This is a genomic window from Leifsonia sp. Root112D2 (assembly GCF_001424905.1).
Classification (GTDB): Bacteria; Actinomycetota; Actinomycetes; order Actinomycetales; family Microbacteriaceae; genus Root112D2.
Map to the genome: position 1 here is coordinate 166,534 of NZ_LMCU01000002.1, position 14,598 is coordinate 181,131.

Below are 14,598 nucleotides of genomic sequence, written 5' to 3' on the forward strand. Positions count from 1 at the left end.
GAACCCGTCATCGGGCTGGCTCGGATGCGACCGGGTCGCGGGAGATGGGGCAGGTCATGCATCGCGATCCGCCACGGCCTCGGCCCAATTCGCTGCCGGCAACGGTGATGACCTCGATGCCGTGCCTGCGCAGCATCGTGTTGGTTGTGACGTTGCGGTCGTAACCGACGACCACCCCGGGTTCGATGGTCAGATAGTTGTTTGCGTCGTCCCATTGTTCGCGGGCCGCGGCGCGCGGATCCTCGTCGGTGGCCAGCACGGTTACGCTGCCCACGCCGAGTACGTCCGCGAGGAGCGGGAAGAGTTCTCGTTCCTTACCGAGGTGCGAACGGTTTCGATCGCCGCCGGCATCGGGGGTGATCAGCCAGGATCTCAGACTGTGTCGATCCAGGTACGGGTAGATGACGAAGGTGTGGCGATCGATGTTGGTCAGCAAGGTGTCCAGGTGCATCATCGCGTGCGAGTGCGGGAGCTTCACCGCGATGACCTGAGAAGCCTGCTTCGAGGTGAAGAGTGCCTGGGCAAGCATCTCGACGGCCATGGGTGTGGTGCGCTCCCCCATGCCGATGAGCACCACCCCGTCTCCGAGCACGTGGATGTCTCCGCCCTCGATGCTGGCGGCCTGCGTTCGTTCTTCCTCCCGGTGGTACTGCTCGAAGGACTGGCCTTCGAACAGTGGGTGGAAGTTGTAGATGGCGCGCACATGCACCGTCTCACGTACGCGCGCAGGCTTCGCCATCACGTTGACGTTCACGCCGCCGTAGATCCATGCGGAGCTGTCTCGCGGAAAGAGCGTGTTAGGCAGCGGTGGCACGAGGAAGTCGTCGCCGCCGAGGCTCTCCCAGCGCACGCTGCGGTTCTGCGGCGCGGGCACATCTCCGGCCACGATGCCGCCGATCAGGAGTTCGGCGAGCCGCGCCGGGTCCTGGTCGTCGAGGAGGCTTCTCAGTTGTGGGGCGAGGTTTGGTCCCATCGTCTCGTCGGTGCAGAGACGGTCAAGGACGAACGCGCGACCGTCGGGAACACGAAGAGTTTCGGCCAAGAGTTCATCGAAGTGGTACACCTGAACCCCGCGCGCCTGCAGCGCGTCGGCGAAACCGTCATGCTCGGAGCGTGCTCGTGCTGCCCAGAGTACGTCGTCGAAGAGAAGCTCTTCCCGGTTCTGTGGGGTCAGTCTGGCAAGCTCGAGTCCTGGCCGGTGCACGATAACGGAGCGGAGTTTCCCGATCTCGGAGTGTACGCCCAACGGGTGTGTCCGCTCGGCGGCCGATGTGGCATCCGTCGCCATCAGCGGTTCGGCGATCGCGCTCATGACCCGATCTCCTGGCCTTCGGCAACTGCCAAGACAACATTCGATGCGACCGGCTCCTCAATGGCGATTGCCTCATCCGGCTCGGGGGCTTCCGCTGCAACCGGCATCGCATTCGGCGGACTGCCCTGATCGTTCGAGCTGTCCTGACCATTTCGTCGGCGCGAGACGGTGAGCCAGACATAGAGCGGAACGCCGAGCAGGAAGCAGAAGCCACCGTAATACGCCGCCTCGGCGCCCGTTCCGAGGAGTGCCCAGAAACTGAAGACGAGCGCCGCGATTGCGATGGTCATGTCTTTGGCGAAGTTCGGCCAGGAAGTCTTGCGGGTACCTGTGAGCAGCCAGTACAACTGCGCCGCCGCCGAGAACAGGTACGGGATCACGGCAGTGAAGACCGTGAGCAGCACGACGGTCGTGAACACCTGCGAGAAGTTCGTGTAGGCCAAGACGGTCAACAGGGTCGCAAGTATCGTTGAGACGAGGATGCCAAAGGTCGGCACGCCGCGCTTTTCGCGTGCAAAAGCTCGCGGGAACATTCCGTCTTTCGCAGCGGCATTCGGCATCTCGCCGACGATGAAGGTCCACCCGATCAGGCATCCGAGTCCGGAGACGATCGCTGCGACAGCAACGATGTCACCCGACCAGCTTCCACCGAAGATGGCATTCGCGGCGTCACTGAACGGTGCGGTCGACAACCTCAGCGCCTTGTTGCTGACGGTTCCGAACACGGCGAATGTGCCGAGAATGTAGACGACGGCGCAGGCGACGGTTCCATAGATTGTGGCCCGAGGGACGCTCGCGCCGGGGTTGCGCACTCTGCCTGCTGCTACGGACGCGGTCTCGATTCCAAGGTATGCGAACAAAGCGATGGCTCCCGCACCGGCCAGCGCGGACCACCCGTTCGTACCGGATGAGTTGAACGCACCGAAGTTCGCCGGATTGATGAAGAACAAGCCGATGATCGCGATGAAGGCGAGCGGCACGAGTTTTAGAACGGTGAAGACGATCTGGGCTCCTCCCATGTTCCGAATGCCCGAGAGGTTCACAATGACCGGAATCCAGAGTGCCACCGCCGCGATCACGATGGACCACCAGATGTTGTGCCCACGGTTGACGAAGACTTCGACGTAGCCGGTGAGAGCGACCACGATCGCTGCGTTGCCTGCCCAGGCTGTGACCCAATAGGACCAGGCGTTCAGGAACCCCGCGAAGTCACCGAATGCGGCACGCGCATACAGATAAGGTCCACCGGAACCCGGTACTTTTCTCGTCAACCGTCCGAAGACGACGGCCAGCGCAAGAGAACCGATCGTCACGAGCACGAACGCGAGCAGGCTGATGGGTCCGAATGCCGCGAGGGCGGAGGGGAGGCCGAAGACACCGGTACCAATGACCGATCCCACAACCAGGGCAGAAGCTGCCGGAAGGCCAATTGTGTGTTGCGCTTGTGTCGCCCGCGTTGATGGCGAAGAGGTTGAAGTGCTCATGCATCCCAATCTCGCAGCAGGCCAGAACGGCGAACAGGGCCATTGGTCCCCTCGAAAGACTCCGACTCCAGGGTTACAACGGGGCTACGTCAGCCGATCACCGGCAGCCGCTGTCCGACCGCGACCATTTTCCGGTCACGATGCTCGGCAATCGCACGCAATGCGAAGAGGATAGACAGAACGTGACGCCCCGCACGGCGGCCACCTTGTCTTCGGGAAGACATTCCGCCGCCACTTCGTTGCTTCATGCACCTCCGTCGCAGCTCGTAGCCCGAGCCCACGCAGTTTCGACGCGGTGACGATCGATGAGGTAAGAACGTGCCATAGGGGGCTGAGTCAATGAAATACGTCGGTGCAAAACCTTGGCCCGCGCGCTCTCAGATTTTCTAAATCGATTGCCGGTACCCGAAGAATTCGTGGTCCTCGTTGTATCCGCCGAAGCCTCCGCCGATTTCGGAGAAGTGCTCGACGAACTCGATGCCCTTGATCCATTTGACCATCTTGAAACCGAGTTGCACCTCGTTGCGCAGCCGAAGCGGCGCCCCGTGACCGTACGACAGCGGTGCCCCGTTCATGTCATAAGCGAGCATCGTGAGTTGGTAGCCCATCTGCTCGATCGGATGCGCGTCGTAGTACACACCCTCGTCCGGGCCGTCGCCCAGCGAATAGAAGACCACCCATTTGGCCTCGGGTGCCGGCTTGACCAGCTCAAGGATCGACTGCATCGAGACGCCGCCCCACTTGGCCACCCCTGACCAGCCCTGGATGCAGAAGTGCTGCGTGATCTGCTCGTGGTACGCCATCGAACGCAACTGCGCGAGGCTCAACTCCACGGGGTTCTCCACGAGCCCGTTGACGCGCAGCCGGTAATCGCGAAAGTCGTTGTCGAAAAGTGCCTTGTACTCGTCGGACTCCGGATACTGCCCGTTGTGCCACAGATACGGGGAGATATCTTTTTCCGTGTACTGGCCGGGCTTTGCGTCGATGTGCTCGAACAGTCGCTGCGCGGGCCCGATCAGCGCGTAACCGGCCTTCTGGATAAGGCGCGGATGCCGGATTGTCAGCGGGGTGGCCGCGACCCAGCCCACGATGATCACCACCATCGACGCCGCGAAGATCCAGAACCCGATCCAGGACTGGTCATCGCGCCCGGCGTACATGTGGTTGAGGTTCTTCAGTGCACCGGTGGTCAGCACGAGCGTGACGTGCACGACGATGAACAGCAGGAACCAGCACAGCACCAGAAAGTGCAGGGAGCGGGCTACCTGGATGCTGAAGACCGAGCTGATGCGGCGAAAGCGCGTGGAGAGGGCCGGCGACATGCCCAGTCCCGTGATGAGCGCGAGCGGGGCCGCGATGAATACCGTGACGAAGTAGGCGATCAGCTGCAGGCTGTTGTAGTTGGTCCAGCCGCTCTCGGTCGGCCAGTCCAGCGAAAGATACTGGATAGCAACCGAGATCGAGTTCGGGATGACGTCCCAACTCAACGGCACCAGGCGCATCCATTGGCCGGTCGCGAACAACAGCACGAAGAAGACGATGCCGTTGGCCAGCCACAGCGTGTCGATTCCCAAATGCCACCAGCGGGCCAGGCCGATGGAGTGCCGCAGCCCCGGCAGGCCGATCTGCTGCGGCAGGCTGATCGAATCCTTCTTCGCCGTCCACAGCGGGTCTTCGGGAACCGGCTTCTGCACCCGGAACCAGTCTCTACCCGGGGTCGAGTGCCGCGTCCAGTACAGGCGCGGATGATCGGTCAGGATCTGCGCACCCGAGCGGATGATGAAGATCATGAAGAACATGTTCAGGAAGTGCTGCCAGCCCAACCATGCGGGAAAGCCGACCGGGGCAGAATCTGGCAGGGTGGACGCACCGGGGTACGTCTTCATGAAGGAGGCAACGGCCGGCAGATCGCGAATACCCTTCGCGACGGCTACCGCGGTGATGAGCAACACGAAACCGATCGGAATCAGCCACAGCAGATTGAACCACCGGCTGTGCCCGATGCGGATGCGCGGAGCAATACCGCGATCCTGAGGAATGGACCCGGCAAAAGTGAGCGGGTCGATCACATCCTCACCACGCTTCAACTCGCTGCGGAAGCTGCGTACCACATCGGGTGAGATCAAGGATTCTGCGGGCGCCGGAGAACCACTGGGCGTCGGCTTCGGTGCCGTCATGCCTCTGAGCCTAGACCCGGTCGCGGTTCGAGCGAGGGATCACGGTCACCAGTCACCGTGGCGAGATCGACACTTTCCAGCTGTTCGGGGACCCGGGCGTTCCACCCGAGTTCCCGCTTGATTCGCGCTCGGAGGAAGTCGGACGCTTCCGGTTCTCCGTGCGTGATGTATGTAATGGCCGGTGGATGGGAGACCGGCCGCATCCATTCGATGAGCCCATCACCATCCGCGTGCGCGGAGAGACTGCCCATCGCGACGATTTCTGCGGCGATCGGCACATCCTGACCGTAGATTCGAAGTCGTCTCTCGCCGCTCAGCAGAGCCGCTCCACGAGTTCCGCCTGCTTGGTATCCGGTCAGGACAATAGCATTTCTTGCATCGGATCCATACGCGAGGAGATGGTGCAGGATACGTCCGCCGGTGAGCATGCCGCTTGCCGAGATGATGACCATCGGTCCCCCTCGAAGATTCAAAAGCTTCGATTCGTCGACCGTGCGAACCATAGTCGGAAGGGCATACATCCTTTCGAATTCTTGCCGGCTGAGGCGATGTTCATCGGGATAACGGTGATAGATGCTGGATGCGTCCACCGCCATCGGGCTGTTGAGGAAGACCGGAATGGCGGGAATCTCGTCTCGGTCACGAAGCCTCGAGAGATGCAGGAGTACCGTCTCCGACCGGCCGACAGCAAACGCGGGAATCAGGACAACCCCGCCACGTTTGGCCACTCGCCTGATTACATCGCCGAGTTCGACCTCGGGATCTGTCGTCGAATGCGTACGGTTTCCATACGTTGATTCGGTGACGAGCACATCCGAGTCGTCCAAGGGGCGGGGAGCTCGCATGAGTGGGTCGTCCGCGCGGCCAAGATCCCCGGTGAAGTGCACCCTCGCCTCCCCGACCGTCAGCCGAATCTGGGAGGCCCCCAGTATGTGGCCGGCCGGAACGAAGGTTGCCTTGATCCCCCCGCCCAGGTCAGTGACCTCATCGAAGTTGAGTGATCGGAAAGCGTCGAGTGACCGTTTCGCATCCGCCGCGGTATAGACCGGGCGTGGTCGGTCGTGGCGTGACGAGCCGCGGCGCGTTGCGAAACTCGCTTCTTCCTCGAGCAGGTAGCCGCTATCGGGAAGAAGCAGCGTGCAGAGTTCTGCTGTTCCTGCCGTCGAATAGATGGGACCACGGAAACCATCGCGCACCAAAGCGGGCAGATAGCCGCTGTGGTCGAGGTGCGCATGGGTCAACAGGACAGCATCAATCGATGCCGGCGCGACGGGGAAGGCCAGCCGATTCCGTTCACGGAGTTGCTTGTACCCCTGGAAGAGTCCGCAATCGACCAGCACTCGGCGGCCCCGTGACTCGACAAGGTATCTCGACCCCGTAACCGTCGACGTCGCGCCGAGGAAACGCAGACGCGCATGCTCCGCGGATGCCAGAGCGTCCTGATCGCCGCTCATCGTTCGATAACGACTTTGAGGGCGCCCGTCTGCGCGGCGTGGGAGAACGTGTCGTAGGCATCCATGATGTGATCGAAATCGAAGTGATGGGTCGCGAATTTCTCGGCCAGAAGCTTCTTCTGCGCCACGAGCTTCAGGAGCAGGGGTGTCGTGTCGGTGTTGACCAACCCCATGCTGATGGTGATGTTGCGAATCCACAGGTCCTCGAGGTGCAGGTCGACGGGCTTGCCGTGCACGCCGACGTTCGCCACGGAACCTCCCGGGCGAACCAGATCGATGGCCATGCCAAACGTCTCTGGAACGCCGACGGCCTCGATGGCAACGTCAACGCCGGCCCCATCCGTCCGTAGCAGAACCTGCTCCCTCCAATCATTCGCGCTGGAGAGGACGACGTCGGTGGCACCGAATTCCCTGGCCTTCGCGAGCCTGTTTTCATCGAGATCGATCGCGATCACTGCCGCAGCGCCATAGAGGCCTGCCGTGACCATTGCAGCCAACCCGACCGGTCCGGCGCCAATGACGGCGACGACATCTCCAGGCTTGACCCCTCCATATCGAATCCCGATCTCGAAACCGGTCGGAAGGATGTCGGAAAGCATCACAGCCTGCACGTCGCTGACCCCGGGCGGAAGCGCATACAGCGAATTCTCGGCGTAAGGCACGCGAACATACTCCGCCTGTGTCCCGTCGATGAGGTGGCCGAAAACCCAACCGATTCCCGAGGCGCCCTCCTCGCCCAGGCAATGCGAGTACAGGCCCGACTTACAGTTCGCGCAGTGTCCGCACGACTTGATGCAGGAGATGATCACCCTGTCGCCGACCGCGAGGTTTCCCACCCCGGCGCCGACCTCGACAACGGTTCCGACCCCTTCATGGCCCAGGATCCGTCCCGGCTGAACGGCCGGCACATCACCTTTCAGAATGTGTAGATCGGTTCCGCAGATCGTGGTCGTGTCCACCCGCACAATGGCATCTGTGGGATGAAGGATCACCGGGTCTGGTACATCCGTCCATGACTTCTCACCAGGACCGTTGTAGACGAGGGCTTTCATAATGATCTTCCTTCGTTAAGCCCCACTAGTGGATCAGCTCAGGGGCAGAGGAATCAGTACATTGCTAATGCCCACGTTAGAAAGATGCCCCGGCTGGCAATAGGGCCGAAAGTCACTCACTGCCCGTTGCCGCTCTCGGACCGCCCTATTGTCCAGGCCTGCCAGGCGGGAGCCGCACGCCAGTACAAGAGCTGTCGCCCGAGTCGGCTCGCAGTGCTCGACCTCGGACATGTGCACGCGTAGAAAAGCGGAGGCGACGGCCAAAGGTTTCCGAGACAGCATATGCGCTGGATTCGGCCGCGCCTTCGAAATGGCGGACGACCGAAGTGCGTTTTGATGGCTTCGCTACCGTTGACCGGCAGGCGCCGTCGACTTTACATCGGGGTAGAAAGCCATTGGAGCAGTGCTGCCTTCACCCTATTCCAAGCGACGGATGCTGACTATCGGCGTGGTGACATACGCGGGCACTCCGCCTTCGGCGATTTGTTGCGCGATTTCGTGCTTGGGATCGAGTGCGAGGACGATCATGTGCCATCGTTCACCGACGCGCGGGTCAGTCACGCACTTCACCGTCATCGGTACCCCGTTCAGTGCGGAGCCGTGCGAGGAGGGTGTGAATCGGGTGACGACGGTGATGTGTTCGCCGGTTGGTGTGCACGCGACGAGGACAAGGACACGGGTTCCCGACGCGGTTTCCACGAACCACACACCGGGCTCGTCCAGGTCGGGAGGCTGATCGCTGCCTGCCGGGTCAATTTCTGATGGCATCCTCGATGGCTTTCGTGTCGGCGTCGGTGAGGGGTTCGATGTGGCGGATGGCTGAGGAAGCGTGCCAGTAGTAGTCGGTGAGGTAGTCGCCTTTCATGGTCCATCTGCCTCGTTCGCCGATCCGGCACGTGTTCAGGCTGCGCAGATAGTGCACTTCGTCGCTGGTTGTTGCTATCGAGTTGGGGCCGGGGCGGCGTTCGATTGTTCTCCGGTCGAGGTCGAGGATGTGGTGGCTGCCGATGGTGTGGATCAGCCATCGGCCGCTCATCTTCTCGGTCAGCTCGACGACCTGGGCGGGGCCGGCAGGCAGGGCTTGTCCGCGGAGGGTGAAGAATTCGAGGGCGAGCGTGTCCGTGTCCAGAATCGCGGCACACGCGGAATCCGGATGCTGGACCATATCCATGACAACGATCCGGGAGGCGAAGGTGATCGTGTCGGTGATGTAGCCGACGACCTCGTCGATCGGTTGGTGGTAGTGACCGCCAAGATAGAGCATCGGGTTGGTTTGCAGGAAGCCACGGTGAAACATTCGCCTGCCTTGGCGGGCGTAGTCGAGCGCTTCCTGCGACCAAAACCGATCCGTCGCCGCTAATGACCGGTCCAGGCTGAGGATATCTAGCGGGGCGTCGTGGCCGACAAGGATGTCGGCGTGCTCGTCACCGAGGGTGTTGAGGTCGTCGTCCGTGATGGATTCCTCCGCCCACCACGAGGCGCTCGTTCGCAGGAATCGGTCGATCGAGTTTGCCCCGCCGAGCGCGGCGAGGCTTTTACCGGAGGCCAGCGTTGTGCGGTATCCGCGAGGCAGATGCACGATTCTCTCGCTCAGGTGCCGCAGCCCGTCGGCTGCGATCGGGAACTGATTCAGACGGTGGTGGTCGTCGTGGTTGCCCTCGACCCAGTAGAAGGTTTGCCCGCGATCGGCCAGTCGTTTGCTCAATTTCGTGAGTCTTTGTTGTCCGTTCTCGCCCGGCCAGAGCAAACCCACGTCTCCGAGCGCGAGGAGAACGTTCACGCCGCGCTCGGCCATGAACGTGGCGGCATCAAGGATCGCGCCGAGATCACCATGGACGTCGCCGATAAGCCCGATCTTCGCGGCCATGTTCAAGGGTGTGGTGTCGCCGGTCACAATGGTCTCCTTTCAAGTGCGGTTAGATTCGGCGCCTTCGTGCGGGGTCCTGGCGTGGGTATTTGGTGACGAGACGGCGCGGAGGCCGCGAAAAGACGTTCCGGAGGCCCGTCACTCTCCACGCGCGTCGCCCGGCCTGATTCGCGGGTGGTGTGGTGTCCGTCCGGGTGCGTTTTCTGTGGGGTCGAAGGCGTCCCAGTCCCAACCGACAGGTCCGGCCGGCTCCTCAAGGGCCGCGGTGTTATCGCTCCAGCGCATGACGTCGCGCCAGGCTTCCAACAGCACCGGGTAGCTCCAGCCGCGAAAGATGAGATCGATCGCGCACAGGCCCTCCCACGAGGGTGCCGGGGCGAGGACCCATTGAGCGATCGTCCACTCCCCCAAACCGTGACGCAGGATGCGAACCAGGGCTGGCAGATTCGGTGCCGGCTCTAGCCGGTCACGGAACTGGCGAGTCGGCACAACCAGGTCCCCCTCGACCGAATGAACACCAACGATGACGCCATCAGTGACCAGCTGGACAAGCTGCGCCTCGGTGAGGCCCATTGCCGGGGCGAGACTGTCCGCGGTGTAGAAGGGTCCGATGCTGCGATTGATTGCCTCGGCATCAGTTCCGGTGTGGTTCATGTTTCGTCCGGCCACGGTTCGATCCCTGTCACGATCGTCGTGGTGCGCCGGGTGAACGACACCCTGCGCGGATCACCCAACGGCTCCACGTCAATGATCGCCCGGCAACCGACTCGTAACTGGTGCACCCGCAACACTTTCAGACTCTCGCCGTCCCGGCGCAGAGAAGAGGCCGGAGCAACTTCAGGATCCGGTGACGGGTCGGTGCCGCGGACACGCTGCAAATATCCGGCATCCATATCAATCAAATAGCTACTGCCGCTCTCGGTGCGCACGAGCAGGCGCCCGGCCCGCAACGACGACGCCCGAACTTCAAACGGCTCCGCCCCGACCATCGCGGGCGCTGCAGGGTACTGCCGAGTAAAAATCGTCTCGAGTGCCGCGATGACCGCGCCCACATCCGGCGGCAGCCGTCCTTCAATGGCGAGGGACGCTTCATCGTCGAGAGTGTCGAGTTCAGCGTGGAACTCCCAGTTCTCAAGGATCCGCGCCATGACCACACGCAACGCCGGCAACACGCGACCGGACGGACGTGAGAATTCGAGGAAGTTACAGTCCACGTCCAGGACCTTCCGCAGGTGTTGCCAGGAGTCCAGCGGGAGCAGCCGGCGCTCCTGGCTGGTTCGAAAGAGGATGCCCACCGGCTCATTCATGCTGATCGCTCCCCCGTCCGTCCACGGAAACCCGTTACTGAGCCGACGCTATGGTCTCGCCCACAAGCGACGGAAGAGGTCTGTTGGCGTTTGTCGATGAGTCGGCGGATTGAAACCCACCGAATACGTACGGTTGCATCAGCGATCGATGGGCGGACCAAAACAAGGAATCGTTCGGGACGCGGACCCACGACAGGGCAGCCGGCCGCCGACTGCGCGGCGAACCACGAATTCATATGAGACAGCCGTGCGATGCACATCCAATGCCGAAATTGGCCCTTTACCGGCCGAATCTGAAGCATTTCAAAAGAATTTTAAAAATCTTTTTAGCCGACTGATCAGGGAGTTTATGTGAATCATCGTCGGATCTGTCCTAGAAATACCAAAAAGTACCCGAAAACCGAATTCGTGCCGCACACATCGAGGGCATGACAAAGAACCGACTCATCAACATTCCGAATCCGATCACCAATAACGAAAACGAACTGGACAGAACAATGACCTCCAAGCCCCACGAAAACGACCGGACAACCCACCGCGGTGCAACCGCGAACGCCTTCGGCGTCGTCGAGCCGAAGCATCTGGCGGCGATGAACGCGCTGCTGGACAAATCCGGGGTCCTCGACAAGCTCGCCGCATGGCGAGACGAGGACGCTCGCGCCGCCGGTACAACGACACGTGTTGCGCTGATTCCCGAGCGGGCGATTCTCGTCGGACTCCTCATCCTCTCCAACGAAGGGCACCCGCTCCTGATTAGCAGTCTCGCCTATCTGTTCCAATACCGTCTCAGCGCCGCCTCCCGAAGCTTTCTCGGCTTGCCCGCTGCGAACGAGACGGGCGCGGATTCGGTCCGCGAGGAACGCCGCTGGCGTGACAACACGCACCGCGCTTTCCACCGGATGCTCGCCGTGATGGACCCGTTCCCGGAAGGTCGCGCTCGCGCGCACAGCTACACAGAAGTCCAAAGGATCCTCGTGGCACACGATCCTGAACAGGAGAAGATCATGAAAGGCCGACTGAACGAGTTCACGCACGCATTCCTCACGACGACCCATATGGAACAGCCCGAGAGCGTTCGGCAAGCGATACCGGACAGGAGGATCATTCTCGACCAGTTCCGCATCGAGTCGCCCCTCCGAAAGGGTTTCACCAAGTCGAACCTCGAACAGAAGGTTACGAACGAATCCAAAACCGACGGATGGGGACGCGAAGCCGGCCCGGTGGAAGTCTTCGCGGGCTGGCTCATCGAATCCGAACCCCATGGACCCGGTACAGCGGACTCCACCGAGACCGCCCGAAACGATCCCAGGAAGGCTCGCAGCGGGAGGCCGCTATGGGGTTGGGACGCGAATATTGCGCTCGGCATCGACAGTAAGAACTCGAGTGGAGCGCGGCCTCCCCTGCTCGCAGTCGGCGCCACACTGAGCATGCCCGGAGACAGAAAATCCGACGACAGTTTGGCTAGTGCCGCCCGCAACGCCGACTTTCCGTCCGCGTCCGTCGACCGTGTCGCGGTCGAATCCTTCATCGCGCGCCTCAAGCGCCGCAGCCCGGAAGGTAGCCTGACCGCGGGTCAGAAGATGGGCGGGCTCGCCGCCGCACAGCTCGCCGTCACCATCCAGCTCGCCATCCATAACCTGCGCACAATCGACGCCTTTGTGCGCGCCGAAAGCGACGGGTCGACAACAGCGAAAACTGTTCGTTCCCGCCGCCGGGATCACACCTTTCCCTCCTCAACGCTGTATGCAATTCCGACCGACAGTGCGCTGCCGCGCATGTAGCGTCCGATTGCCCGCCAGATTCTGCCGGCTCGACTGAGGGATCGCGCCTGAGCATTCTCAGGCGCGATCCCTTTTCCTGCCCGACACGGGCTTACGATTCCTGTGAAATCTTGATGCAGACATCACCTTTTATACTCTTTAGATTTCTTTAGACTTTTTAGATTTCTTTCTACTGCGGATGGCGGATAGTTGCTGCTCGCAGGACTGCGCGGGCAAGAAGATGCCTCATCCGCGCTGACGGAGCCCGATCCAAAGTAAGGATCTGACGACATCCATCTCACCTAAATCGTAAGTCCGGCCCGACAGCCGTATCGGACGACGCTTTTGATCAGCTCATTGGTGGTTCATCCGTCAGGGCGGCTTTCTGTAGCAGGGCGGTTACATGATCCCGACGACCGGCGGAGAGGGTGCCGGACTTGTACTGGCGTAACTGAAAGCCCAACCAGCGAGCCAGCTGGAACTCGGTCTGATCGGCCGCATTCAAGTACGGTAGCCGGCCGCTGATCTCAAGATGGGCGGCGCAGGCCTTCAGCTTTGTGTTCCAGGAGTCCTCTTGTGGGTCCCACGCGAACGCTGGAGAAACGTCAAGGCGGATCCGCTGATAGAGGCAGAGTCTCTCTTCGAAGCGGCGCTGGTAGCGGGCCCACTCGCCCATGCGACGTTCCTCGGCGGGTAACTTGGCGCGGTTGCGGGTGTTTTCACGGGCCGTGCGCGAATTGATCCTCCAGAAGGTCTCATATCGATGCAGCGCCGTCGTCCAATTCTCGGCGCGGCGCAGCTGAGATCTTTGCACGGGCGAAACGCCCGAGGCCGCTCGTGTGTCTGCCGCGACGTAGAGGTCCGATCGTTCAGGATCGTCATCGCGCTCCTGCTGCCAGAGCCTGACGGCGAGGGCGTGGAGTTCTTTCGGGTTGCATTGGGTTTGCACTTTGAATGCCTTCCTGGCGACACCAAGGGTTGGTGCCTCCAGGAGCTCTATGCGCGGACAATGGCGACAATCAGCGCTGCCCAAGCGCTTTTGTCTATGAGTCGGCGGTTTGAGGACAGGGTTTTTGCCTAGCGTTGTGAGACGGCACCATTTCGCTCCCAACCGGACCTCCGGGCCGAAAGGCATCATGAAATCGCTCACGGATGACCCAGGCGACTGCGCCTCCTGGCTTGCCAAATCTGGCGGCCATGACCGGCTTCGCCTGGGCTCGACGAAGCATCAATGAGCGAGAGCTCGACCGCCGAGGGGCAAGCTCGCGCAGATGGCGACGAGCGCGCCTATTCGTACCGGCCGATTTACGCGTTGCCCTACTGGGGAACCATCGGCCACTTTGTCCAGAGCGCGGTCTCCGACACCGCGTCCGCTTCCGGGCGGCTGGAACGGTCCCTGTATCCGGCCGCGGTGGCGTTCGTGTTGTGGTGCTGGCAAAGCCGCGGCACACCGTTGGAGCGCCCGCGTATTTTCCGGCGTGCGGTCGCCGAAGAGTTCATTCACCTGGGCATGAAGGACTACGCCACGGGCAGCAGAGCCACCCACCGGGCTGCGCTCTGGCTCATGATCGACACCCTCAACCCCGCAGAGGTTCCTCGGCGACGGCCGATCCCCCGCTCGGCACCGACTAAACCGTATTCGCAGGGTGAGATTGCGGCTCTACATAGTTGGGCCATCACGCAAGGTACAGAGCGTCGGAAACAAGACGCAACGGCACTGCTGGCCCTCGGGCTCGGCGCCGGGCTCTCCACCCGTGAGCTCCTCGGCGTGCGGGTGGCTGACCTTGACCTGCATGATGATGGCATAAAGGTCATCGTCTGGGAAAGCCGGCCGCGCGTCGTACCGCTACAACACGAATGGCAGCAACCCCTGAACCGCATACTGAACGGCCTGACATCTTCCGATCTGATCTTTCGCCCCGGCCGAGCCAGCCCCGCCTCCGGTCAGATCACCGACTTCCTCACCCGGGCCCGCACCAGCCTGGACGTGCGGCCAAGTCGCATGCGGGCCACCTGGCTCCTTCAACATCTCATCGCTGGCACTTCACTCCAGGAACTACTGCGCATATCCGGGCTGAAACACCTTGCCGCCCTCGACAAAATCGCGACTTTTGTACCCAAAACAGGGGACGCTGCGCGATCGTCAATTTTCAATAATCGCGGTTGATCTGGGATTTTGGTTGAT

At 61.7% G+C, this 14,598-nt stretch carries 12 protein-coding genes; 2 read left to right on the forward strand and 10 right to left on the reverse strand.

From position 1 onward, the window contains the following. Window positions 1-7 precede the first annotated feature (7 nt). From ASC63_RS14610 to ASC63_RS14650, 9 genes are all read right to left on the reverse strand, one after another. Window positions 8-1,312, reverse strand: coding sequence for an arginine deiminase (locus ASC63_RS14610; RefSeq protein ID WP_235492355.1), 1,305 nt, complete (start codon window positions 1,310-1,312; stop codon window positions 8-10). Continuing rightward, window positions 1,309-2,796 (reverse strand): amino acid permease, encoded by a 1,488-nt coding sequence (locus ASC63_RS14615; RefSeq protein ID WP_082487892.1) that lies wholly within the window; start codon window positions 2,794-2,796, stop codon window positions 1,309-1,311. Before ASC63_RS14615 ends, ASC63_RS14610 begins: the two co-directional genes overlap by 4 nt. A gap of 386 nt (window positions 2,797-3,182) precedes the next feature. Further along, window positions 3,183-4,973, reverse strand: a complete 1,791-nt coding sequence (locus ASC63_RS14620) for a molybdopterin-dependent oxidoreductase (protein ID WP_082487894.1) — start codon at window positions 4,971-4,973, stop codon at window positions 3,183-3,185. Next, on the reverse strand, window positions 4,970-6,427 hold the full coding sequence (locus ASC63_RS14625) for an MBL fold metallo-hydrolase (protein ID WP_082487895.1): 1,458 nt from the start codon (window positions 6,425-6,427) through the stop codon (window positions 4,970-4,972). The genes ASC63_RS14620 and ASC63_RS14625 overlap by 4 nt, the downstream gene beginning before the upstream one ends. Beyond that, a complete protein-coding gene (locus tag ASC63_RS14630) occupies window positions 6,424-7,479 on the reverse strand; it encodes a zinc-dependent alcohol dehydrogenase family protein (protein ID WP_055815978.1) in 1,056 nt (351 codons plus the stop codon). Before ASC63_RS14630 ends, ASC63_RS14625 begins: the two co-directional genes overlap by 4 nt. Window positions 7,480-7,896: 417 nt before the next feature. Then, window positions 7,897-8,178 carry a hypothetical protein gene (locus tag ASC63_RS14635; protein ID WP_157487734.1) on the reverse strand — a complete coding sequence of 94 codons (282 nt, stop codon included), beginning with the start codon at window positions 8,176-8,178 and terminating at the stop codon, window positions 7,897-7,899. A gap of 52 nt (window positions 8,179-8,230) precedes the next feature. Continuing rightward, on the reverse strand, window positions 8,231-9,373 hold the full coding sequence (locus tag ASC63_RS14640; RefSeq protein ID WP_055815983.1) for a metallophosphoesterase family protein: 1,143 nt from the start codon (window positions 9,371-9,373) through the stop codon (window positions 8,231-8,233). Window positions 9,374-9,484: 111 nt separating this feature from the next. After that, window positions 9,485-10,015, reverse strand: coding sequence for a hypothetical protein (locus ASC63_RS14645; RefSeq protein ID WP_157487735.1), 531 nt, complete (start codon window positions 10,013-10,015; stop codon window positions 9,485-9,487). After that, on the reverse strand, window positions 9,997-10,653 hold the full coding sequence (locus tag ASC63_RS14650; RefSeq protein WP_055815989.1) for a hypothetical protein: 657 nt from the start codon (window positions 10,651-10,653) through the stop codon (window positions 9,997-9,999). Before ASC63_RS14650 ends, ASC63_RS14645 begins: the two co-directional genes overlap by 19 nt. A gap of 428 nt (window positions 10,654-11,081) precedes the next feature. On the opposite strand from ASC63_RS14650, the gene ASC63_RS14655 reads away from it, so the two are divergent. Then, window positions 11,082-12,434, forward strand: a complete 1,353-nt coding sequence (locus tag ASC63_RS14655; RefSeq protein WP_055815992.1) for a hypothetical protein — start codon at window positions 11,082-11,084, stop codon at window positions 12,432-12,434. A 328-nt stretch (window positions 12,435-12,762) separates the two neighbouring features. Here the strand turns inward: ASC63_RS14655 and ASC63_RS16385 are convergent, their stop codons facing one another. Continuing rightward, the gene (locus tag ASC63_RS16385; RefSeq protein ID WP_157487736.1) at window positions 12,763-13,446 is read right to left on the reverse strand and encodes a hypothetical protein; all 684 of its coding nucleotides are present in this window, start codon (window positions 13,444-13,446) and stop codon (window positions 12,763-12,765) included. 198 nt (window positions 13,447-13,644) lie between these two features. On the opposite strand from ASC63_RS16385, the gene ASC63_RS14670 reads away from it, so the two are divergent. After that, window positions 13,645-14,580 (forward strand): hypothetical protein, encoded by a 936-nt coding sequence (locus ASC63_RS14670; RefSeq protein WP_055816000.1) that lies wholly within the window; start codon window positions 13,645-13,647, stop codon window positions 14,578-14,580. Window positions 14,581-14,598: the final 18 nt, after the last annotated feature.